The organism is Rhodoglobus vestalii, from assembly GCF_006788895.1.
Lineage (GTDB): Bacteria > Actinomycetota > Actinomycetes > Actinomycetales > Microbacteriaceae > Rhodoglobus > Rhodoglobus vestalii.
Genome location: NZ_VFRA01000001.1, coordinates 1,276,974 through 1,299,290 on the forward strand (window position 1 = coordinate 1,276,974; position 22,317 = coordinate 1,299,290).

Below are 22,317 nucleotides of genomic sequence, written 5' to 3' on the forward strand. Positions count from 1 at the left end.
GCGAGAGTACGCTTGAACCATGGCCAGCGAAGTAATCCACGACCCCACAATGAACCGCTATGAGTTGCTTGTTGATGGTGTGCAGGCGGGCGTAGCCGACTACCAACTGCGTGACGACGAAATCGTGTTTGTGCACACCGAGATTGACCCCACGTTCCGCGGTCAGGGCCGCGGCGGCGAACTCGCCCGCGGAGCACTCAACCTTGTGCGTGCCGAGAGCGAAGCCCGTGTTGTGTCAAAGTGCGAATTCATCGACCGCTTCATCGCCGATAACCCCGAGTACGGCGACCTGCTCCGTCGTTAGCGACGAGGCACAACCACCGGATGCCCGGCAACGTCATGCAGGTCAACCGGTAGGCCATAGACGCGTTCTACCCGCTCGGCGGTGAGCACCTCGGCGGGGGTGCCGATTGCGTCTAGCGCGCCGTGAGCCACTAGGGCCAGCCGGTCGGAGTAGGCCCCCGCCAAGCTCAGGTCGTGAAGCACAATGACCACCGCCCGATTATCGTCAGCCATCGCTCTGGCAACCCGCATCACGTCTTCTTGGTGGCGCAGATCGAGGGCCGCAGTGGGCTCATCGAGAAACACCACGGGGGTCGCTTGGGCAAGTACTCGTGCGAGCGAGACTCGCGCCTTTTCGCCGCCCGACAGTGCCGTGTAGCGACGTGCACTCAGGTGGGCAACATCCGTCGCTTCCAACGCAGCATTCACCACAGCCACGTCATCGCGGCTTTCACCCGAACGCGCCCACGGGCTGCGGCCCATCGCCACCACCTCCGAAACGCGAAACGGAAAGCTGACACTGTTCTCTTGAGTGAGTACGGCACGCAGCCGGGCAAGCTCCCAGTGGCGAATGCTGCCCACATCCCGACCGTCCAGGGTCACGGAGCCGCTGTCAGGCTTGCGGTCGCCGCTCAACACCGAGAGCAGTATCGACTTTCCGGCGCCGTTGGGCCCAACGAGTGCCAGCACTTCGCCGCGCTGCACATCCAGGCTCACCCCGTTGAGGATGTCACGGGAGTCAAGCCGAACGCCTACGTTGCGTGCGCTGATCATGCCCAACCTCCGCTGCGGTTGCGTTGGCGAAAGAGCAGGTAGAAGAAGAATGGGCCACCGATCAGTGAGGTGAGCAAACCAATCGGAAGGTCTCCACCCGGCACAACGGAGCGGGCGAGGAGGTCAGAGAACACTAAGAGCACGCCGCCGCCCACCGCGCTGGCAACAATCAGCTGGCGGTGGGCTGGGCCAATAACCATGCGCATCGCGTGCGGTACGACGAGCCCGACGAAGGCGATGATTCCGCAAAAAGCTACGGCGACGCCCGTGAGGAGCGCAACCATGATGATCGAGACGATGCGCAGTCGTTCGACGTTGACCCCAAGATGACGGGCATTTCGCTCCCCCAGTGCCAGTAGGTCGAAAGGTCGGGCAAGCACCACGGCGGCGACAAGTCCGATCGCTGTCACGGGGGCGACAATAAGCACTTCGCTCCACCTCGAACCGTTGAGCGAGCCGAGTTGCCAGAACACGATCTGTTCACGGCTCCCCGAATCGGCAACAAAAAGTAGGAACGCTAACCCGGCACCCGCGAAGGCGTTGACGGCGATCCCGGTCAGCAGCAGGGTGACCACTTCGGTGCGGCCATTGGCTCGCGACACAAAATACACCAGCAGGGTTGCTAGGAGCCCGCCCACAAAGGCAAACAGGGCGATCGCGCCATCACCGAGCGCGGCAACACCCACCACAATGGCGGTTGCGGCCCCCAGGGCGGCACCGGATGACACCCCAACGACGCCGGGTTCAGCCAGCGGGTTACCAAAAATCGCTTGCATGACGGCACCGGCAACGGCCAGTGCGGCGCCCACCAGCAGGGCCATCGCGATGCGGGGAAAGCGCACCACCCACAGTGTGGATTCCACGATCGAATCGGTGGGGGCCCAGGCGTTCTGGATGCCGATGGCGCGAAGAAGGGAGCCGCCAACTTCGGCCGGATTCACGGAGAGTTGCCCGAGCACTGCCGACGCCACGATGCCGCCCAGGAGGAGGGCAGCGAGGGTGAGGGTGAGGGTGAGGCCGCGAAGGGTGTGGTTCACGGAACGCGCTGCAGCCACTCCTCGGTACCGAACTTCTCGGCAACGAGTTCTTCAGCGCGGGCCAGTTCGTCGCTCGTTATTTTACTCTCGGTGGCACCGTAGAGCCCGCGGAACGTTTCCACCATGCGGTCCACAATCTCGGCGCGTTCCATTCCTGTCTGGCGGCGCAGCGGGTCGACGCGCTTTGCGGCGGACTTGGTTCCCTTGTCGCTCATTTTTTCGCGCCCGATGCGCAACACCTGCACCATTTTTTCGCCATCCATGTCGTAGCTCATGGTGACGTGATGGAGTACCGCACCGGCACCGAGGCGTTTCTGGGCGGCTCCCCCAATCTTGCCAGAGGGGCTCGTGATGTCGTTGAGGGGCTGATAGCTGGCATCAATACCGAGCGACTTGAGGGCAATGATTACCCACTCGTCGAGAAAGGCGTACGAGTCTGCGAAGGTCATTCCGTGCACCAGCTCAACGGGAGCATAGATGGAATAGGTGATGACGGTCCCGGCTTCCATAAACATGGCACCACCGCCCGAAATTCGCCGCACGACGTCGAAGCCAAACTTTGCGGCATTATCGAGGTCGACTTCGTTGCTCAACGACTGAAAACTGCCAATGACGACGGCCGGCTTGTTCCATTCCCACATGCGCAGGGTGGGTTGGCGGCGACCGGAAGCAACCTCTTCGGCGAGCACCTGATCCATCGCCATCTGCACTCGAGGCTCCAGTGGCGGGCCCGTCACAATCTGCCAGTCATAGTCTTTCCAGCTCGTGGCACGCTGCAGTGCCCGACGGATGGCCGTGGCTACGGATTCGGTCGAGAAGCCAAGCATCACCGTGCCCTCGGGCAGCGCCTGCTGAATCGTCGTCGTGATGAGCTTGGCATCGGCGTTGGCGGGTAGCCCGGTGACGGCGGCATCGATGGCGCCGAGCGCCTCATCGGGCTCAAGAAAGAAGTCTCCGGCGAGCCGAAAATTGGTGATGGTGTCATCAACGACATCCAGATCGACCACTACGAGCTTTCCGCCGGGCACTTTGAATTCACCGTGCATTACTTACCCCTGTCTTGTTGCGCTGCGTCAAGCCTAATGCGCGGTGTCCGCCGAAGGAATTGACCAGTCGAGCGGAGGAACAAACTCGCCATGGCCGTGGCCGATCATACGGTTTCGCAAACGCACAAATGCCTCGTCTAGGGCCTTGGTTCCCGGATCGCGAACGATGCCCGTGTGGCTATATTCGAAGACGTTCCAGGATGGCCACACGTGCAGGTGGGCGTGCGGAACCCGGTACCCCTCAAACATGAGACCCACCCGATCCGCGTCCCACTCCTCGCGCTGGGCCAGACCGATCAGGCGGCCAACCCGAAAGATGTGCATCGCGAGTTCTTCGTCGAGCTCGCTCCACCGATCAACCTCGATGCGCGGAATGACGAGCGTGTGGCTGGGCTTGCGGGGTTCGATCGTGAGAATGGCAAAAACCCGGTCATCCGCCCACACAAAGCGACCCGGCGAGCGACCGTTCAGGATCTCGGTAAAAATCGACGTCATTATTTATGCGGTGCAGCCTTTGGTGCTGCAGCCTTAGGGAGTGCAGCCTTAGGGAGTGCAGCCTTCAGCCGAACATCCAGCCAGCCGATCAGGTCTTCGATCACTTCGTCTTTGTTGGTCTCGTTGAAGATCTCATGGCGGGCGCCCGGGTAGACGATTGCCTCAATGTCGGTGAGTTTGGAGCGCGTGGCATAGTCGGCCGCGAGCCATTCAATGCTGGTCTCGCCACCGAGCGAATCCTCTTCCCCGATCAGGATCAGCAGCGGGATGTCGTGCTTCAATTTTTTGGCCGGCCGGCCCATCAGGCGTAGCCCATCGATCGGACCAAACAGCTTGAGGGCGTCAGCGTAGAACGTGAGCGGATCGGCAATGAAGTCTTCAGCAACTTGGGGGTCGCGGCTGAGCCATTCATAGCCGGTCGTGCCGAGGTGCTTATGTTTCGCATTGAGATTGCCGCTGTTCATGTGGGCAAAAGTGCGGTGGGCGGTGCCGGTGAGGATTGCCACCTCATACTCCTTCGCATGCGTGTTGAGCACGTCTTGCACCATGAGCGAGCCCCAGGAGTGGCCGAGGAGGGCCAGGGGCAGGTCGGGGTTTTCGGCCCGGATGATCGCTGTGAGTTCGCGGATGTTCTCGGTTGCGGCCCGCAGGCCGCCCTTGCCGAGTTTGCCCAGTTTGCTGGTGTCGCCAGCGTATTGGTCAAGACCGGTTGCCCCATGGCCGCGGTGATCGTCGGCGTAGACCGTGTATCCGGCAGCGGCGAGTGCCTGAGCGGCGTACTCGTAGCGGCGGGCGTGATCGCCCAGCCCATGAGTGAGCTGGAGCACAGCGTGAGCTTTGGGCGACTGCCACACGTAGTAGTGGATCGTCACTCCGTGGGCATCCGTGTAGGAGTGATCCGTTCGTGGCACTGTGAACTTGGGCATTGGGCCTCCTTGCTTACTCCATAGTACGGCGGCGGGAGGGGCTTTTTAGTTAGCAAGACTAATTTGCTAGACTAACGAAAATGGCAGACAAGCTGGACGATGAATTCAGAATCGCACTCATGCGAATCGCACGTCGTATCCGCCAACAGCGCCTCGACGACACCCTCAGCGACAGCCAACTCTCCGTGCTCTACGTGCTCACCCACCACGGCGGCAGCACCCTCGCGGCCCTCGCCGAACACGAACGCGTCACCCCGCCCTCAATGAATCGCACCGTCAACTGTCTCAGCGACGACGGGCTCATCACCCGCTCCAGTTCCCCCGACGACGGCCGCAAAGTTCTTATCGAAGCCACGGATGCCGGCACCGAGCTCGTGAACAAAACGCGGCAGCGTCGCGCCGAGTGGTTTGCTGCTGAGCTCGCCACCCTCAACGCGAGCGAGCAAGACGCGCTGCAGGCCGCTATTCCGGTGCTGATGAAGTTGGCCAATTCGTGAGCGCCATGTTTCGATCACTGCGCATCTTCAACTACCGACTCTGGACCATCGGTGCGATCGTTTCCAACACGGGCGCGTGGATGCAGCGCACCGCCCAAGACTGGATCGTGCTCACCGAGCTGACCGATTATGATGCCGCGGCTCTCGGGTTCACGATGGCCCTGCAGTTTGGCCCACTGCTGCTGCTCATGCCGGTTGCGGGCATTATCGCCGATCGTTTTGATCGTCGAAAAGTGTTGATCTGGACCCAGTTCAGCCAGATGGTGCTCGCGCTCGGCCTCGGAATTCTCGTCGTTTCAGACAACGCGCAGCTGTGGCATGTCTACGTTTTTGCTCTCCTGCTGGGAATCGCTACCGCAATTGATGCCCCAGCTCGGCAAGCTTTCGTTTCTGAGCTGGTGAGCGACAAGGATCTCCCCAACGCTGTCGCCCTCAACTCCATGTCTTTCCAGAGCGCTCGACTCATCGGCCCCGCCATCGCTGGCGTTCTCGTTGCCGTGATCGGCTCCGGGCCCGTGTTTCTCGTGAATGCGGCATCCTTTGCGGGGGTGCTGGCGTCCCTGTGGTTCATCCGCCGCTCCCAACTGTTTTCGGTCGTTAAGCTCGGGCGGGCAAAGGGGCAGATTCGGGACGGGTTGCGCTACGTGCGCCGCCGGCCCGACATCCTCATCGTGCTCGTCATGGTCTTTTTGGTGGGAACCTTCGGGTTCAACTTCCCCGTCTTCATTTCCACCATGGCGACCGCCGAATTCGATAAGGGCGCGGCCGAGTTTGGTCTACTCTCCTCAATGATGGCCGTTGGGGCAATCGTCGGTTCCCTTCTGGCGGCCCGGCGGGAACGCGCCCGCATCGGTATCGTCGTGATCGGATCGGCGTTCTTCGGTCTGGCCTGTGTGCTCGCCGCCATCGCCCCCAGCTATTGGACGTTCGGAGCCGCCCTCACCATCGTCGGCGTCTCTTCACTCACCATGATGACCACCGCCAACGCCTACGTACAGACCTCAACCACCCCCATCATGCGGGGCCGAGTAATGGCGCTCTATCTCGCAATTTTTGCCGGCGGCACCCCGATCGGCGCCCCCATCGTCGGTTGGGCAGCCAACGAACTCGGCGCACGCTGGGCGCTCGGCATTGGAGCACTCTCGGGGCTGCTCGCCGCCGCAATCGCGATCACCTGGCTTGTATACAGCCGCGGGATGCGGGTCGGGCTCGTTCCCGAAAGTCGCTTTCGCCTGCGGCTGCGCTTCCCACCCGAGCCCACGCCCTTCGAAGCTCGCGAACTCGCAACCCAAGAGATCGCGATCGTGGAGAGCACCACACGCCGCACCAGCTAGACGGCACAAACGGGTGGATGCCCGCAGACACTAGGCCTCGCGAGTAATTTCTACGCTCACAAACAGGGTCGACTTGAATGCCCCCGCGTAGACGCCCCGCAGCGGCGGCACGTCGTTGTAGTCGCGACCGCGACCCACCAAAACGTGCCGATCACCAATATCGATCAGGTTGGTGGGGTCATAGCCACGCCACTGACCGTCGCAGAACCATTCGATCCAGGCGTGGGACTCGCCGGTAACAGTCTCACCGATGGCAGCATCCGGTTTCGGATGCAAGTAGCCAGACACGTAGCGTGCGGGAATTCCGACCGAACGCAGAGCCCCCAGAGCGAGGTGGGCGATGTCTTGACAGACACCCTTGCCGCCCACCCAGGCTTCACCCGCCGTCGAATGCACCCCGGTGACACCACTCATGTATTCAATCGCATTGCCAATTGCCATCGAAATCTGTAGCGCCGCCTCACACGCATTATCGGTCTGCGAGGCGATATCTTTCGCGAGCGCAACAACCTCCGCCGGAGGCTCCGTGCGGCGGGTCTGACTCAGGTTCTCTACCGCCTGCATCGACAACTCTGCCGCCGCCGCAAGATCGGGCCAGCTCATGCCCCCCGATTCGTGCTCACGCTCGTGCACCTCAACCAAACTTGTCGCCGTCAGCGAAAGTTCCTTGTGCCCGGTGAGCACCTCGAACGAGGCGACGCGTGAACCCCAATAGTCGACATAGTTGCTCTGACTTGAGAGCGGCAGAATGTCCAAATTAGAGAACAGCACCAGCTGACTCTCGACGCTGGCGGGCAGCATCCGCGCCTCGTTGTAGGAGGCTGTGACGTCTCCGCCGTAGCTGAACCCGGTGGAGTGTTTAATTCTCAAGCGCTTCATGAGATCTCTCCTACCCACTCAGGGGCTGCGTTTGTGGGGAAGTAGCGTTGACGCACCGCTTCGGAGGCGGCGCTGGTGGCCGCCTGCACGCGATCCATGTGCAGCGGCAGATCATCCAAAATTTCGGCAATGGGTCGGTACTCGAGCTCACTGCGAATCTTGCCGAGCAGGCGTTGCGAATGATCGGCAACCCCGACCCGGTTCATTCGGCGCGGCTCAAGTTCGCGCATGCAATCCTCTGCCCGTGAAACGGAAAATAGGATGCTGCGCGGAAACAGGCGATCAAGCAGCAAGAACTCTGCCGCATTGCTGGCGCTCGGCATACCACGGTAGGTGCGCAGGTACGGCTCGTAGGCACCACACGACCGCAAAATCGTGGTCCACGACGGGCCACTGGCTTCAGTGAGGCTGCGCGTTGCCAGCAGGCGAGCGGTCATGTCTGCGCGTTCGAGGCTGCGACCGAGCGTGAAGAACTGCCACGCCTCATCGCGACTCGTCGCCGACTCAATGATGCCAACGGCCAGAGCGCTGCGCTCACGAACCCAGGCGAAGAAATCGCTGACCTTGTCACCAGAAATGCGGCGCGGCATGCGTGCCAGGGTGGTGTTGAGGCACTCCCACAGCTCGGTCGAGACGATCTCGCGTGCACGGCGAGCATTCTCGCGGGCGGCACCAATTGAGTAGCCGATCGAGGCCGGTTCGGAGCGGTCGACGGCCAGAATCGAGAGCACATCGCCGCGAGTAAGCTCGGTGTCTTCGGGGGCTTGGCTCCCCATCACGCTCAAGAGTGCACGACACGCGTCATCTTCTTCGATCCACGGATCTTCGAGCAGCAATTGGAGGTGCACATCGAGGATGCGCGCGGTTCCATCGGCACGCTCAATGTAGCGTCCGATCCAGAACAGCGATTCTGCAATGCGGCTCAGCATGATGAACCTCCCTCGGTTTCAGCAGCCTGTTCTCGCTGCTGCTCCTCTTGCTGTTGCTGCTCTTCTTGTCGCGTATGACGTCGACCATGCGAACTATCGTGGTCCTCGGCGTGAGCGTGAGGCTTGGTCGTCTCGAGCAACATTTCGGGAGTGATGACAGTGATGGCTTCGGTCTCCGCCTGATACTCGACCAGGTTTTGCACCCGGTTCGACGCCTCGGGGGAGGTTTCACGACCCACAACCCAGGTATCTTTCGAGCCACCGCCCTGGGAGCTGTTGACAACAAGTTGGCCCTCGGGCAACGCAACGCGGGTGAGCCCACCGGGCAGCACCCACACATCGCTGCCGTCATTGACGGCGAACGGGCGGAGGTCAGCGTGACGCGGTCGCATGCCATCGTCAACAACCGTCGGAATGGTGGACAGCTGCACGACAGGCTGCGCAATCCATCCACGAGGATCTTTGCGCAACTGTTCCTTCAGCGTGGCCAATTCAGCCTTGGATGCCGCTGGCCCAATCACCAGACCCTTACCGCCTGATCCGTCGACGGGTTTCACGACCAGCTCATCCAGTCGGTCGAGCACTTCTTCGAGGGATCCCGGGTCTTCAAGTCTCCACGTTTGCACGTTGGGGAGGATCGCCTTTTCGCCGAGGTAGTACTCGGTGAGATCTGGCAGATAGGTGTAGACGAGTTTGTCGTCCGCAACACCGTTGCCGACCGCGTTGGCGATCGTGACGTTGCCCAGTCGTGCGGCAAGCATCATGCCGGGGCTGCCGAGCATGGAATCGGCGTGGAAGTGATGCGGAGTCAAGGAATTCGTCATCAACGCGGCGGTAAATCACGTCAACGCGGGTGGGGCCAGCGGTGGTGCGCATCCACACGCGGCCACCGGAACAGAACAGGTCCCGGCCTTCAACAAGCTCGACACCCATGAGGCGGGCAAGCAGGGTGTGCTCGAAGTACGCAGAGTTGTAAACACCCGGGGTGAGAACAACAACAGTGGGGTCCTCGATGCCGCTGGGCGAGCTTGCTCGCAGGGCCTGCAGGAGTTTATGCGGGTAGTCACCAACAGGGCGAACGCGCATCGAGACAAATAGTTCGGGCAACGTTTGGGCCATCACTCGACGGTTGGAGATCACATAACTCACACCGCTCGGCACACGAACGTTATCTTCGAGCACCCGCCACGCGCCCACTTCGTCACGAATCAGGTCGATACCGCTGACCTGAATTCGCACACCGTTTGCCGGTTCGATTCCGGCAGCTTGACGATGAAAGTGGCTGGATGAGGTGATCATCCGGGCGGGGATCACACCGTCTCTTATAGCAGTCTGTGGCCCGTAGATATCTGCGAGGAATGCTTCGAGCGCGCGCACCCGCTGCTTCACGCCTGTCTCGACCTGTTTCCATTCAGAAAGGTCGATCACGCGGGGTACCGGGTCGAGTGGGAACGGCCTCTCTTCACCGGCAAAGTCGAAGGTCACGCCCTGAGCAAGGTAGCTGTCTGCCAGGGCTTCGGTGCGCCCGTGCAACTCTTCTTGGGTCATCTGAGCGAGCGCGTCGTGAATTTCTCGATAGGGGCGACGTATCTCGCTATCGGCAGAGAACATCTCATCCCACGCGGCCGGTCCGGTGCGTTTGGAGGCGCTTGATGTGTATCCGTCAAACAAATCTGCCATCTAACGAGACTATTCGTCTCTGCGGATTTTCGCTCACCTGTGGGTCGATTGCGACATAGCGGCGCACACAATTTACACTCGAGGGGTGCCTCACTCCCTCCCCACCATCCTTGTGCTTCCCGGCGGAGGGTATTCCCATCTCGCACCCCACGAAGGCGAACCCGTTGCTGCCTGGTTGCGTTCGATCGGGTGGAATGCTCGCGTTGTCGAATACCCTGTGGCCACGAAACATCCTGGCCCATTGCTGGCAATTCAGTCTGAAATTGCGAAAGAGCGTGCTGCCGGGGCAACAACGGTGGGTGTTTTCGGGTTCTCGGCGGGTGGTCATCTTGCCGGTCACGCCGCGGTTGCGCCCATTGCGAAGCCTGACGAGCGCCCCGATTTTGTGGTGCTCGGCTACCCCGTGGTGAGCATGACGAGCCCCACGCATGTGGGCTCTCGCGAAAATTTGATCGGTCTGGATGCCAACGCTCTGCTGCGCGAAGACACCTCCCTTGAACTGTTGGTCACCCCAGCAACCCCACCGATGTTCATTTGGCATACGGCCGCCGACGAGCCGGTACCCGTTGCCGAACACTCCTACCCGCTCGCCGCCGCACTTGCAGCCGCCGGTGTGCGCCATGAACTTCACGTCTTCCCCGACGGCGAACACGGGCTCGGCCTTGCCGAGGGAAGCTCGGCAGAGGCGTGGCAGCCCCTCTGCGAGATGTGGCTGAACTCGCTGCGCTAAGAGCTAATGTCTACCGTCGCAGGCTGAAGGCTTCCGCTTTAGCGGTCGGCCCGGAGACCAGAATGGTGTCGCTGGCAGCGATCACAGTCGTCTCGCTCGTGTGGGTCCACGTTCCACCCTTCGGCCGAACTGCAGTGATGGTGACGCCAGCGGTCGAACGCACGCGCGACTCCCCCAACGATTTGCCGACGATACCCAACGGTGGTGCCATCTTTACGAGGGAGAACCCGTCACCGATTTCGAGGTAATCCTGCATCGAACCGCGCACCAGGTGGGCCACCCGGCGCCCCATTTCTTTCTCCGGATACACCACGTGTCGCACACCGAGCTGTTCCAAGATTGTGCCGTGAGCGTCGTTGACCGCTTTGGCCCACAGGTGCTCAACGTCAGAACGCAACAGCAGCGAGGTAGTGAGGATGCTCGCCTGAATATCGCTGCCGATTGACACCACCACACGGTCGAATTCGGGTACCGCCAATTGTTTGAGCACTTCCTCGCGCGTGGAGTCGGCACACACCACATGGGTGAGATGCCCGTTGAGTTCCTGAACGATCGACTCATCAGCGTCGATACCCAGCACTTCTGTGCCATTGGCCATGAGCTCGAGGGCCAGTGCGCGACCGAAGCGCCCCAACCCGATGACCGCCACCGAATCTGCGGCAGCCACTGATGCGGCATCCGAACGAGAGAACATGCGCAATTTAGCCAATGATCGGCCTTTCTTTAGGAAGTTCATAGAGCACGGCGCGTTCGCGGAGCGCGAGGGCTGACGCAAAAACAATGGGCCCGAGTCGACCCACAAACATGAGTAGGGTGAGAATAAGTTGACCGAGTGGGGGAAGCTGGGCGGTTATTCCCGTCGAGAGCCCCACCGTTCCAAACGCCGAAACGGTCTCAAAAAGCACGGCAGCCAGCGGGAGCCCGGAGAGCAACATGAGGGCCACGGTGGATGCCGCAACGACGGCCCCCGCCAACAGAATGACCGAGATCGCCTGACGGTGCACCCCGCGCGACAGTCGCTTGCCGAACACGTTCACGACGCCGTCGCCGCGCACCTCCGCCACAAGAATGAAGAACAGCACCGCAAACGTGGTGATTTTGATGCCACCGGCAGTGCCCGCGGGGCCGCCTCCGATAAACATGAGGGCGGTCATCCCGAACTGGGAAGCTTCACTCATTGCCCCAATATCGATGCTGTTGAAACCAGCGGTTCGGGTTTGCACCGACTGAAAGAATCCCGCCAGAATTTTGGTCGGCCAGTTGAGTGGGCCGAGAGTCGCCGGGTTATTCCACTCGATGAGGGTGATGTACAGCGTGCCAAACACCAGCAGCAACGGGGTTGCCGCGATAACGATACGGGTGTTCATGCTCCACTTGAGACGGTTGCCGCCGTAGCGAAGCAGCTGCACGATCACCGGAAATCCCAGACCGCCAAGAATGATGGCCGCGCACAGGGTTAGTGAGATGACCGGGTCGTCGACGAAGGACATGATGCTGTCGCTGAAGAGACCAAATCCCGCGTTGTTGAACGCTGATACGGCGTGAAAAATTGCTAACCAGGCAGCCTCTCCGGCACCCTTCCCGTATCGCACCATAAACCAGACGAACAAGATGACTGCAGCGGCGGCTTCGATCACGAGTGAGATTTTGAGCACCCCGAGCACAAGATCGCGCACGTTGCCGAATCCCTGCGCTTTGGTCTCTGCGGCCGTCGTAATGCGGGACCGCAGCGACAGGCGTCGCACCACCGCGATGCCGATAATTGAGGCGAACGTCATCACCCCGAACCCACCGATCTGGATGAGAACGAGGATTACGATCTGGCCGAAGCCCGTCCAGTAGGTGGGAGTATCAACGATGACCAAACCGGTCACACACACCGCAGACACGGCGGTGAAGAAGGCTTCGAGGAGGGTGGCGGCACCCGGTCCGGTGCGGGAAATCGGCAGCGACAGCAGAACTGTTCCCGCAACAATGGTTATGAGAAACCCGAGAAGGGTGAGTTGCGCTGGTCGAACTAGCTTTCGCTGTGAACCCGCCTCACGGACGATATTGTGCACCGGCACACACTACGCCTGTTTGAGCGAGCGTGGAGCACTACCTCAGGTGCCCAGTGGCTCCAGAACAAACACCGGGATCTCTCGGTCTGTTTTCGCCTGATAATCCGCATAGTCGGGGTACGCGGCAACCGAGCGTTCCCACCACAGCACCTTCTCGTCTCCGGTGACTTCGCGGGCCATAAAATCACCCTTCGCACCCACGTCGTGCAGTTCAACGTGGGGGTGGGCGACGATATTAAAATACCAGACCGGATGCTTCGGTGCCCCACCGAGAGACGCGACGACCGCATAGTTGCCGTCGTGTTCCACCCGCATGAGCGCGGTCTTTCGCAGCTTGCCCGACTTCGCCCCCACCGTGGTGAGCACAATGACGGGCATCCCCCGCATGAGGTTGCCTTCATGACCGTTGCTGGCTTCAAAGGTTTCGGCCTGCTCGCGGGCCCACTCTGAGGCGCTGGGTTCGTATTCTCCTGTTAGTGGCATACCCCCACGCTACCCCGGTCGAGATAGGTAGTTATTACTCTGGTGCGCGACGCCCCCGCAGCGGTTGAATGGGCGCATGTTTACATCACAGCGTGCGCTTAGAGGCGCAATTTCGGTCGCTATCGCGGCAGGTCTTACCGTGTCACTATCGGGATGCTTCGGCAACCCGCTCGAAAACCTCACCAATGGTCTCGTTGAAGGCACCGTCGAGAACGTTATCGAGGGCCAGACCGGGGTCGACATTGACGTCGACGGTGACGGAACGGGTGGCAAGCTTCCCGATTCGTGGCCGTCTGAGGTTCCTGTTCCCGATGGCAAGATCGGTTTCTCTCTGGCAGCGGGAGGCAGTTTCAGCGCCATGGTCACTGTGCCCGGGCTCGCCGAGGCCGAAGCGGGATACGAGAATCTGGTTTCCTCTGGCTACGAACTAGTTTCTGAAATTTCACTCGGCGAAGACGCTTACGCTTACGGGCTGCAAAAAGACAACTGGTCGGTGCAGTACTCCTGGGGCATCAACGAGGACGGGACTGCGAGCGTCAGTGTGATCGCGACCGAGACTGAGACAAGTGGATAGGGAGTGCACTACAGCTCAGTGAGCACCTGCTCCAACTCGACCCGCCCCGTGACCCCCAGCTTGCGATAAATACGAGCAAGGTGGTTGTCGACGGTTCGAACTGACAGGCCGAGCTGCTGGCCAATTTCGCGACTGCGTTTGCGGCCGGCAGCAGCCCGTGCGATCGTCCACTCCCGTTCGGTGAGTTCTTCGACGTCACGCTCAGCCGGACGATGATCCATATCGGCTGCGAGGCGGCGTGCCAGGAGCGTGGCTTTGCGCTCCAACTCGCGCCGATCAGCCTTCGCGGCAGAGCGCGCACCCGCGAGTAAACCATCGACTGCGAGCGCAGCCACACCGGCCGATGCTAGCGACGGTGCCAGCTCACACAGCCGGACAACATCCCGACCCGCTGCTGCCTCACCCCATTCGCGGATGAGGGCAATCAGCGGCGATGTCGACAGTTGCGTGAGCACGTCACACTGTTCGCGCGCGGCTGCCGCCTGGTCGAGACGCAGTGCCACGGTGAGGGTGAGGGCGCTGAGGAGGAAGTGGCCGAGGTTGATCCCTTCTGTCACCGCCGCAATAATCATGTGGGCACCATCTTCGGGCCGCCCCTCAGCCGCGAGGAGGAACGCTTCACATTCGGCGCGCTGCAGAATTACTTTGGCGTCGCCGGCATACTCCGGGGCAATTTCAGACAGGAGCCGGTAGGCAATATTCGGGTTGCCGCGCTGAGCCTCAATCGTTGCGTGAAGCGCGGTTGCGGTGCCGAGCAGGCCGGTAAAGTCGCGCCACTTCAGTTGGTCAACAGCCAGCGCTGCGAGCGCGCTCGCCTCGGTGAGCTTGCCGTCGTGGAGTCGAATGATCGCCAGTGCGTACGACCAGACTCCGGCAGAATCAGCGAAACGATCGAGTCGGCGCTGTGCCGCGAAGTCGCCGGCACGCGCAATGTCAGCGGAGGCGACCAGCGCGATGAACTCCGAGAGGTCAAGCAGTGCGTCGGCGTAGGGCGCCTCGAAGCGGAAGGCTTCGGTGAGCGGCCGAGTCTGGCCAATGATCTGGAACGCTTGGTTGGGATTGCCCGACATTGTCGCAATCATCGCGGCTGTCAACCCGGCATTCACTGCCGCAAGTCCCCCGTCAGCCGACACCGGATCAGCCACGCCGCTCAACACTGTGGCGTCACCGGTGATGAGCTGCCACTTGGCCAACTCGGGGCGCACCACTGCCTGAGCCTGGGCATCCAACTCACCCAGTTTGGCGGTCACACGCTCAACCGCCTGAGCGGGCTGGGCCAGCCGGTACACCACGTGCTGACCCCAGCGAACGAGAGCAATCGCGCGCTGCTCGTCGCCGCTGGCCAACCCGAATACTGACTCAAAAACCTGCGATGAGCGCTGGGATTCGGCGAGCGCCGACAGCGCACTGGCCAACACCAACTCAGGCGCAAAACGGCGTGCGGCGACCTGGGCACGTTCAGCCAAGGCTGCAGCGACAGTATGATCGCCTGCCGCATGCGCATAGTTAGCGGCCCAATCCAGTTCGTCATTGGTGATCGTCGCATCCGTCGATGTCAGCAACACCGTTGCTGTGAAACGCAACTGCTGGTCGCCCATTGGAGTTAACCGGGAAGCGACCTCTCTAATGATTTCGGTGCGCTCGGCACGAGAAAGTTCCACGACAAGAGCTTCGGCAAACAGCGGGTGCGCGAGTCGCACCGACGGAAGGGAATCGTCACCAGTGTCTTCAACGACTCCCTCTGTTGTGAGGCGGGCCAGCACATCCATTTCGTCGCCTCGAATAGCGGCATGCGGAATGGGCTGCGCAATGGCAATCAGTTGAGCGAGTCGCCGTTCGTCGTCGCTCAGCTGCAACAGGCGCTCAGAGATGGTTGCACGCACATGTTTGGGCAGGGCCGCCACCGACACCTCGACACCAAAATCGCCGCTGTGGATGCCGCCGGCCCGCGCCGCCGCAAAAGTGAGTTCTCGCAGCATCAGTGGGTTGCCGCGGCTCGCCTCGAACAGTGCGCGCAGGCTCTCGGGGCGCAGGCTTCCGCCGAAATACTGTTGGAGGATCGACTGGCTGTGTTCCAAGCTCAAACCATCGAGGTCGACAATGTCGATGAGGTTCTCGTGCAGCAGGCGCGCCAGAGGGCCCGAAACTTCGTGGGAATCGCGGGCGGTGAGCAGGGCGGTGACACCGAAGACGCGCACCAGTTGGTAGAGAACGCCGGCGGAGACGGCATCCAGTAGGGGTGCATCGTCGACTATGAGCACAAACTTTGTCGGGTTCTCGCCGACGACGGCAACGAGGGCTTGAACGCGGTCGCTCACGCTCTCGAGGTCTACCCGGCCGGCACTAGCGAGCACCGGAGCCAGAGCTCCGAGGGGAATCTCGGCAAGCTCCGCGAGGCCAACAACGGGTACCACTGTTCTGCCATCAGCTCGTAGCGCCTGTGAAATGTGGGCGCCCAGTGTGGTCTTGCCGACACCGCTCGGCCCGCGCAACATCACTGAGCGTGAGTGGGAGCCCCGAAGAATGCTGAGCACGGCATCCCGCTCAGATTCCCGGGGCAACACCGGCCAACGCGCCATGAGCTTCCTCCGTCCCGGGCACTGTACTTCTGGGCACTGTACTTCTGGGCGACAGCTTAGTGGGTGGGCGTTGTTCGGTGCTTGGGTAGTCTGGTTTGCACCATGATCACGATTGCCCTCCCCGACCAACACATGCATGACCGACTCACCGCGCAATTGCCCGAGGTGAACCTGATCGTGTGGGGCGCCAACGATGGGCCCCCGCCGCAGCAAGTTGATCTGGCTGTGCTGGGGTACTTGGGGTCAGCTTGCGAACTCGCTGCCTACGAGGGAATGGATGTCAGAGCCCTGCAGTCGCAATCGCTCGGCTACGATGGCGTCTCCGATCAGTTGCCCACCGCCATCACCTACTGCAACGCAGTCGGGGTGCATGAAGCCTCCACCGCTGAGCTGGCAGTGGGAATGATCATCTCCGAACAGCGCGGATTCCCCGAACACTTTGCGAACCAACAGACCGGCACCTGGAATCAGCACGAACAGCCGGGGGTGGCCGGCACCACCATAGTCATCGTTGGGGCCGGCGGCGTCGGCAATCAGATCGCCGACGCACTGGCCATATTTGAGGCGAACGTAGTGCGCGTCGCCCGCACCAACCGCAGCGACGCCCGCGGTGCCATCCAGTCGATGGATGCTCTGCCCGCGCTACTGGCGAAAGCCGATGTCGTCGCACTCGCCGTGCCCCTGACGGAAGCCACCACCGGGCTCGTGGATGCCGAATTCCTTGCCGCCATGAAACCGGGGGCGCTGCTGGTGAATGTCTCGCGCGGCAAAGTTGTGCACACCGACGCGCTCGTTGCTGCGGCATCCGCGGGTCAGGTTCGCGCGGCGCTCGATGTTACCGACCCCGAACCGCTGCCTCGCGATCACCCGCTGCGGTCGACCCGCGGAATCACGATCACTCCGCATATTGGTGGCTATACCTCCGCTATGCACGGCCGCGTGGATGCTGTGGTGCGGGAGCAGGCTCGGCGGTTGCTGGCCGGTGAACCGCTTGCGCATGTTGTGATTGAGGCGCGCTAGTTCGCGGATATCGTCGAGGCCCGAATGACCAGCTTGGGCGCAAAAACCACCTGGCGACGGTCCGTTTCGGGGTTGGCGGCTTCGTCGAGCAGGATCTCGACCGCAGTGCGGCCCATATGCGCACTCGGTTGGCTGATTGAGGAGAGCGGTACAACCGCGGCGCTGGCAAAGTCGATGTCGTCGTAGCCCATCAAAGCAATGTCTTCGGGAACTCGCACGGCTAAGGCTGTGCCGCCATTCATCAGGAGGGCTTGCAAAACCCCCATCGCGACAAGGTCATTGGCGGCGAAGATTGCGTCTGGGCGGTCTGCCGGAACACGAGCGACAATCTCGGCTCCCGCAGCGCGCCCCGCGATGACACTCAATCCCTCGATCTCGATGACTTCGATTTGTGCGCCCGGAACAGTATCGACGGCCTGACGTGCGCCCGCGAGTCGATCGGAGACCTGGCGGATCGCCATGGGGCCGCCAATAAACGCGATGCGGCGTCGACCGATATCGAGCAGGTGATCCGCGGCGAGTTTGCCGCCAACGATGTCGTCGACAGAAACGGAACTGAAAGTGGAATTGGGGCTCTCGCGGTCGACAAGAACGGCGGGGATGCCGCGCTTGCGCATGGAATCGAGTCGGTCTGTGATGTCACCGTAGGGTGAAATGAGCACGCCGAACACACGCTGCTGTTCGAACAGGTCGAGGTATTTTGCTTCGCGTTCGCTGTTCTCATCGCTGTTTCCGAGCGTTACGGTAAGCCCGCCTTCGGCAGCCTTGTCCTCCGCGCCGCGGGCGATGTCGGTGAAGAAGGGGTTGCGCACATCGAGCACCACGAGGCCAATGGTCTGGCTGTGGCCGACACGGAGCTGCCGGGCGGCATCGTTGCGGATAAACCCGAGGCTCTCGATCGCTTTCTGCACCCGCTCAATCGTGGAGGGGGAGACTTTGTGGGGGTGGTTGAGCACATTCGACACGGTGCCGACAGAGACGCCAGCACTGTTGGCCACATCGTGCACACTCGGCGTTGTCATAGCACTACCAGAATTTCTGAGCCCGACAGTGGGCTACTTATTAGGGCGAGAACATTTCTCGCCCACGACAAAAGTGTAACGATTCAGTTATCGAGGTCAAGTTTAGCCACCAGCGACGCTCTAGAGGACTTGACGTACCCGGATATTGCATCGTATTCTTCACAAACACCCGATTTTATCGTTTCAATTCGTGGCTGAGCAGAAGTTCAGACACTCGGCTAGCGATACGACAGCACCAACTCAACGCGGAGGCATCACAGTTCAATGGCGACTGCAGCAGAAACGGCACCGACACCGGCCCCCCAGCCGGGCCGCGTCCCCGCGCTCAGCCTCCGGGGTGCATCCAAAACATTCGGGCCCGTCGTCGCGCTTGCCGAGGGAACTATCGAAATTCTTGCCGGCGAAATTCATGCGCTCGTGGGAGAGAACGGTGCCGGCAAATCCACTCTCGTGAAGATCCTGGCCGGCGTACACTCCCCCGACGGCGGCGAGTTTCTCATTGAACGAAAGCCAGCCCACTTTCGCAATGTGAGCGAAAGCAAGGCGGCCGGAATCTCGGTCATCTACCAAGAGCCCACACTGTTCCCCGACCTCACTGTTGCAGAGAACATCTTCATCGGCCGCCAGCCGAAAGGCCGTGCGGGTCTCATCAGCCGCGGAGAAATGCGTCGACTAGCCGCAGAACTTTTTGCCACCCTCGGTGTGCCTATCGACCCCGATCGCATCGCCGATGGCCTCTCCATCGCCGACCAACAAATCATCGAAATTGCCAAAGCAATTTCGCTCGACGCCAACGTGCTCGTCATGGACGAACCAACGGCGGCCCTCTCCGGAGTCGAAGTGGAGCGCCTCTTCACTGTCGCCCGCGCGCTGCGCGACAAGGGCGCCGGCATCCTGTTTATCTCGCACCGTTTCGAAGAGGTCTTTGATCTCGCCGACCGCATCACCGTGATGCGCGATGGACGGTACATCCAAGTGCACAACACTGCCGAAGTTACCGTGCCCGCGATCGTCACAGAGATGGTTGGACGTGAACTGGGAGAGCTATTCCCGAAAAAGGATGCCGCCGTCGGAGAGGTCGTGCTGAAAGTTGAGGGCCTGCACAGCGCTGGCACCTTCCGAGGTATCGACTTCGAGATCCGCGCCGGAGAAATTGTTGCCCTCTCCGGCCTCGTCGGGGCCGGACGCACCGAAGTAGCACGAGCCGTCTTCGGTATCGACCCTTACGACTCCGGCAGCGTGCATATCGACGGTGCAGCCCTCAAGCCCCACAGTCCCAAGGACGCGATCGCCGCCGGAGTCGGATTCGTTCCCGAAGATCGACGTAAGCAAGGATTGGTTCTCGATCTTTCTGTGGCGCGAAACGTCACCCTGACCCTTCGACGCTCACTGGCCCGATTCGGGATCATCTCGGGCCGACGGGAGCATGCGGCTGCAGAAAAGTGGTCGCAGCGCCTCCAAGTGAAAACAGGCTCACAAGACCTCGCCGTCTCGACGCTCTCCGGAGGCAACCAACAAAAGGTAGTGCTCGCCAAGTGGCTGGCGACTGACCCCAAGCTACTCATCGTCGACGAACCGACCAGGGGCATCGACGTCGGCACCAAAGCTGAAGTACACCGCATCCTCTCCGACCTTGCGGGCCGCGGCATTGCCATCCTCATGATTTCGTCAGAGCTGCCCGAAGTGCTCGGCATGGCCGACCGCATTCTCGTCATGCACGAGGGCCGCATCGCGGCCGCCCTCAACCGTGGGCATGCGACCGCAGAACTCGTGATGCAGGCAGCCACCGGCAGCCAACACGAATCCCACCAAAAACCGACCGACGAAGAACTAAGCGCTGAACTGGGCACTGAACTAAGCACTGAACTGGGGGCGGGTAAGTGAGCACCATAACCCACGCACCAGCCGTGCGCAGAAGCAGTGCCCTCAAGCGCTTCTTCACTGCGCGCGAAATTCCCGTAGCAAGCGCCCTTGTTGTGCTCATCGTGGTGACGTACATCATCAACCCCCGCTTCCTCTCGCCACAAAGCTCCAAAGATCTGATGCTCAATGCGACGATCGTGGTTATTCTTGCGGTGGCACAAGCACTCGTCATTATTACCCGAAATGTGGATCTGTCGGTCGGTGCCATTCTGGGTCTTGTCGCCTTCGGCACCGGCACCGTCTTCGACATTTTCCCCAATATTCCCATCGTTCTCGTGTTTGTGATCGGGATGGTCTTCGGCGGGCTTCTTGGCTCGATCAACGGCATGCTGGTCACCTCTGCCAAGGTTCCTGCACTGGTGATCACACTGGGAACGCTGTACATATTCCGGGGCGTACTGTCCAGCTGGGCCGGTTCTAAGCAGTACTTTTCGGGTGACAATCCGAAGGAGTTTGGCAATCTCTCGGTGGACACCTTCCTCAGCATCCCCATCATCACCATCATCGCCGTCGTCATCACTATCGCGGTCGCGATGTTCATGAGTTCCGTGCGCAGCGGCCGCGATCTATACGCAATCGGATCTGACCCCGAGGCGGCTCGCCTCTTCGGCATCCCGGTCGGCGGTCGTGTACTCAGCGCCTTCATCGCCTGCGGTGCCCTCACCGGTCTTGCCGGCGTGCTGTACACCTCGCGCTACAACTCGGTTGGCGCGCTCACCGGCTCCGGTATCGAGCTGGATGTCGTGGCCGCCGTTGTCGTCGGAGGGGTTGCGATCTTCGGTGGATCGGGCACTGTCGCCGGCGCTGCTATTGGAGCCGTTCTTCTCGCCACCATCACCGGTGCCCTCACGGCCACACGGGTCGACAAGTTTTGGCAGCAGGCGATTGTGGGTGTGCTCATTCTGGCCGCCATCATCATCGACCGAGTTGTGTCGCTGCGAAGAGCCCGCAAGCTGCGAGTAGATGAGGCTAAAGATGTCTGAGACCGTGACAAGCACCTCACGCGGCCAATGGATCCGCCGCCTCACCGGCCATGATGCGGTCATCTTCTACATCCTGATTTCCGTCGTCGTTATTTCGATGGTCTCGGTGAACTTCTTCGCATCCACTCTCACGGTGGGTTTCTTGCTCATTCAGGTGCTTCCCATTCTGCTGATTGCCATGCCTATGGCGCTGGTGATCGTCTCGGGGGAGATTGACCTTTCGGTAGCCTCGACAGCGGGGCTCACCAGCGCCACCATGGGCGTACTGTGGCGCGATAGCGGGCTCGATATCGGAAGCGTTATCGCCCTCTCACTGCTCGTCGGAGTGCTGTGTGGAGCCTTCAATGGGTTTCTGATCACCACGCTCGGCCTGCCATCGCTGGCCGTCACCATCGGAACTCTCGCTCTCTACCGCGGGTTGGCACTCGTCGTTATTGGCGACCAGAAGGTAACAAACTTCCCACCAGCGCTCAACGCCTTTGTGCTCTCCAAGATTGGTAACACCGGCATCCCGGTCATGATGATCTTCGTTCTCATCGTGATTGCCTTCTTCGCAGTACTGCTTCACTTCACCCCATTCGGTCGAGGCCTCTACGCTCTCGGCTACAGCCCGCAGGCGGCTACCTTCGTCGGGGTCAGGGTCGGTCACTCCAAGTTTTGGATGTTCGTCGCCACCGGCGTTGTCTCCTCGATGGTTGGCATATTTCTTACCCTGCGTCTGGCAAGCGCCGGCCCCGACAACGGAACTGGCCTTGAGCTCAGTGTTATCGCCGCTGTGCTCCTGGGTGGGGTCTCCATCTTCGGAGGTAAGGGCAACATCCCCGGCGTTGTCGGCGGCGTGCTCCTCATCGGCACCCTCACCTACGCGCTTCGTTTAGCGAAGGTGCCCGAAACGGCCCTCATTATCGTCACCGGCGGACTGCTCGTGCTTTCCGTCGTGGCCCCCAGCGTTATCGCTTGGAGCAAAGAACGTATCCGGTTGAACCGGTTACACCGAGAAGTCCCGGGGCAGAGCGCCTCAGGAGAAACCAGCGCCTAAGCACCAGGCGTGTTATGAAAGGAAG

Annotated in this window: 21 protein-coding genes and 1 pseudogene; 9 read left to right on the forward strand and 13 right to left on the reverse strand. The window is 61.1% G+C overall.

All coding sequences use genetic code 11. The features are described 5' to 3' along the window. Positions 1-19: 19 nt before the first annotated feature. Complete coding sequence (locus FB472_RS06160) at positions 20-304, forward strand: GNAT family N-acetyltransferase (RefSeq protein WP_141990160.1); 285 nt, start codon at positions 20-22, stop codon at positions 302-304. Here the strand turns inward: FB472_RS06160 and FB472_RS06165 are convergent. The 5 genes from FB472_RS06165 to FB472_RS06185 are packed head-to-tail and all read right to left on the reverse strand — an operon-like array spanning position 301 to position 4,560. After that, positions 301-1,056, reverse strand: coding sequence for a heme ABC transporter ATP-binding protein (locus FB472_RS06165; protein ID WP_141990161.1), 756 nt, complete (start codon positions 1,054-1,056; stop codon positions 301-303). The genes FB472_RS06160 and FB472_RS06165 overlap by 4 nt on opposite strands. After that, entirely contained in the window at positions 1,053-2,111 is a 1,059-nt protein-coding gene (locus FB472_RS06170; protein ID WP_141990162.1) for a FecCD family ABC transporter permease, read from the reverse strand. Before FB472_RS06170 ends, FB472_RS06165 begins: the two co-directional genes overlap by 4 nt. Further along, positions 2,090-3,139 (reverse strand): lipoate-protein ligase LplAB, encoded by a 1,050-nt coding sequence (lplAB, locus tag FB472_RS06175; RefSeq protein ID WP_141990163.1) that lies wholly within the window; start codon positions 3,137-3,139, stop codon positions 2,090-2,092. The genes FB472_RS06170 and lplAB overlap by 22 nt, the downstream gene beginning before the upstream one ends. Positions 3,140-3,172: 33 nt before the next feature. Continuing rightward, complete coding sequence (locus FB472_RS06180) at positions 3,173-3,634, reverse strand: HIT family protein (protein WP_141990164.1); 462 nt, start codon at positions 3,632-3,634, stop codon at positions 3,173-3,175. Beyond that, positions 3,634-4,560, reverse strand: a complete 927-nt coding sequence (locus FB472_RS06185; RefSeq protein WP_141990165.1) for an alpha/beta fold hydrolase — start codon at positions 4,558-4,560, stop codon at positions 3,634-3,636. Before FB472_RS06185 ends, FB472_RS06180 begins: the two co-directional genes overlap by 1 nt. Positions 4,561-4,640: 80 nt before the next feature. Here FB472_RS06185 and FB472_RS06190 point away from each other — a divergent pair, with 80 nt between their 5' ends. Both FB472_RS06190 and FB472_RS06195 read left to right on the forward strand, forming a co-directional pair. Beyond that, complete coding sequence (locus tag FB472_RS06190; protein WP_141990166.1) at positions 4,641-5,057, forward strand: MarR family winged helix-turn-helix transcriptional regulator; 417 nt, start codon at positions 4,641-4,643, stop codon at positions 5,055-5,057. Then, positions 5,054-6,391, forward strand: a complete 1,338-nt coding sequence (locus tag FB472_RS06195) for an MFS transporter (protein WP_141990167.1) — start codon at positions 5,054-5,056, stop codon at positions 6,389-6,391. Before FB472_RS06190 ends, FB472_RS06195 begins: the two co-directional genes overlap by 4 nt. A 30-nt stretch (positions 6,392-6,421) precedes the next feature. On the opposite strand, the gene FB472_RS06200 is transcribed toward FB472_RS06195, so the two are convergent. The 3 genes and pseudogenes from FB472_RS06200 to FB472_RS06210 form a co-directional block, all read right to left on the reverse strand. After that, positions 6,422-7,270, reverse strand: coding sequence for a transglutaminase family protein (locus FB472_RS06200; RefSeq protein ID WP_141990168.1), 849 nt, complete (start codon positions 7,268-7,270; stop codon positions 6,422-6,424). Next, complete coding sequence (locus FB472_RS06205) at positions 7,267-8,199, reverse strand: alpha-E domain-containing protein (protein ID WP_141990169.1); 933 nt, start codon at positions 8,197-8,199, stop codon at positions 7,267-7,269. Before FB472_RS06205 ends, FB472_RS06200 begins: the two co-directional genes overlap by 4 nt. After that, positions 8,193-9,879 (reverse strand): annotated as a pseudogene (locus FB472_RS06210) (circularly permuted type 2 ATP-grasp protein). Before FB472_RS06210 ends, FB472_RS06205 begins: the two are co-directional and overlap by 7 nt. Before the next feature lie 85 nt (positions 9,880-9,964). Between FB472_RS06210 and FB472_RS06215 the strand changes: the two are divergent. Continuing rightward, positions 9,965-10,609: an alpha/beta hydrolase gene (locus FB472_RS06215; RefSeq protein WP_141990170.1), complete on the forward strand. Its 645-nt coding sequence runs from the start codon at positions 9,965-9,967 to the stop codon at positions 10,607-10,609. Between the two features lie 10 nt (positions 10,610-10,619). On the opposite strand, the gene FB472_RS06220 is transcribed toward FB472_RS06215, so the two are convergent. The 3 genes from FB472_RS06220 to FB472_RS06230 are packed head-to-tail and all read right to left on the reverse strand — an operon-like array spanning position 10,620 to position 13,152. Next, positions 10,620-11,318 carry a potassium channel family protein gene (locus FB472_RS06220; protein WP_215730392.1) on the reverse strand — a complete coding sequence of 233 codons (699 nt, stop codon included), beginning with the start codon at positions 11,316-11,318 and terminating at the stop codon, positions 10,620-10,622. Further along, on the reverse strand, positions 11,311-12,669 hold the full coding sequence (locus FB472_RS06225) for a TrkH family potassium uptake protein (RefSeq protein ID WP_141990171.1): 1,359 nt from the start codon (positions 12,667-12,669) through the stop codon (positions 11,311-11,313). Before FB472_RS06225 ends, FB472_RS06220 begins: the two co-directional genes overlap by 8 nt. A 42-nt stretch (positions 12,670-12,711) precedes the next feature. Further along, complete coding sequence (locus tag FB472_RS06230) at positions 12,712-13,152, reverse strand: nitroreductase family deazaflavin-dependent oxidoreductase (RefSeq protein ID WP_141990172.1); 441 nt, start codon at positions 13,150-13,152, stop codon at positions 12,712-12,714. 76 nt (positions 13,153-13,228) lie between these two features. Here FB472_RS06230 and FB472_RS06235 point away from each other — a divergent pair, with 76 nt between their 5' ends. Continuing rightward, complete coding sequence (locus tag FB472_RS06235) at positions 13,229-13,726, forward strand: hypothetical protein (protein ID WP_141990173.1); 498 nt, start codon at positions 13,229-13,231, stop codon at positions 13,724-13,726. 8 nt (positions 13,727-13,734) lie between these two features. On the opposite strand, the gene FB472_RS06240 is transcribed toward FB472_RS06235, so the two are convergent. Next, positions 13,735-16,305 carry a helix-turn-helix transcriptional regulator gene (locus tag FB472_RS06240; RefSeq protein ID WP_170192034.1) on the reverse strand — a complete coding sequence of 857 codons (2,571 nt, stop codon included), beginning with the start codon at positions 16,303-16,305 and terminating at the stop codon, positions 13,735-13,737. A gap of 102 nt (positions 16,306-16,407) precedes the next feature. Between FB472_RS06240 and FB472_RS06245 the strand changes: the two genes are divergently transcribed. After that, positions 16,408-17,325 carry a 2-hydroxyacid dehydrogenase gene (locus FB472_RS06245; protein ID WP_141990175.1) on the forward strand — a complete coding sequence of 306 codons (918 nt, stop codon included), beginning with the start codon at positions 16,408-16,410 and terminating at the stop codon, positions 17,323-17,325. On the opposite strand, the gene FB472_RS06250 is transcribed toward FB472_RS06245, so the two are convergent. Further along, a complete protein-coding gene (locus tag FB472_RS06250; protein WP_141990176.1) occupies positions 17,322-18,347 on the reverse strand; it encodes a LacI family DNA-binding transcriptional regulator in 1,026 nt (341 codons plus the stop codon). The genes FB472_RS06245 and FB472_RS06250 overlap by 4 nt on opposite strands. Before the next feature lie 264 nt (positions 18,348-18,611). Here FB472_RS06250 and FB472_RS06255 point away from each other — a divergent pair, with 264 nt between their 5' ends. The 3 genes from FB472_RS06255 to FB472_RS06265 are packed head-to-tail and all read left to right on the forward strand — an operon-like array spanning position 18,612 to position 22,292. Continuing rightward, on the forward strand, positions 18,612-20,231 hold the full coding sequence (locus FB472_RS06255) for a sugar ABC transporter ATP-binding protein (protein ID WP_215730393.1): 1,620 nt from the start codon (positions 18,612-18,614) through the stop codon (positions 20,229-20,231). Continuing rightward, a complete protein-coding gene (locus FB472_RS06260; protein ID WP_141990177.1) occupies positions 20,228-21,253 on the forward strand; it encodes an ABC transporter permease in 1,026 nt (341 codons plus the stop codon). Before FB472_RS06255 ends, FB472_RS06260 begins: the two co-directional genes overlap by 4 nt. Next, positions 21,246-22,292 (forward strand): ABC transporter permease, encoded by a 1,047-nt coding sequence (locus tag FB472_RS06265; RefSeq protein ID WP_141990178.1) that lies wholly within the window; start codon positions 21,246-21,248, stop codon positions 22,290-22,292. Before FB472_RS06260 ends, FB472_RS06265 begins: the two co-directional genes overlap by 8 nt. Positions 22,293-22,317 lie beyond the last annotated feature (25 nt).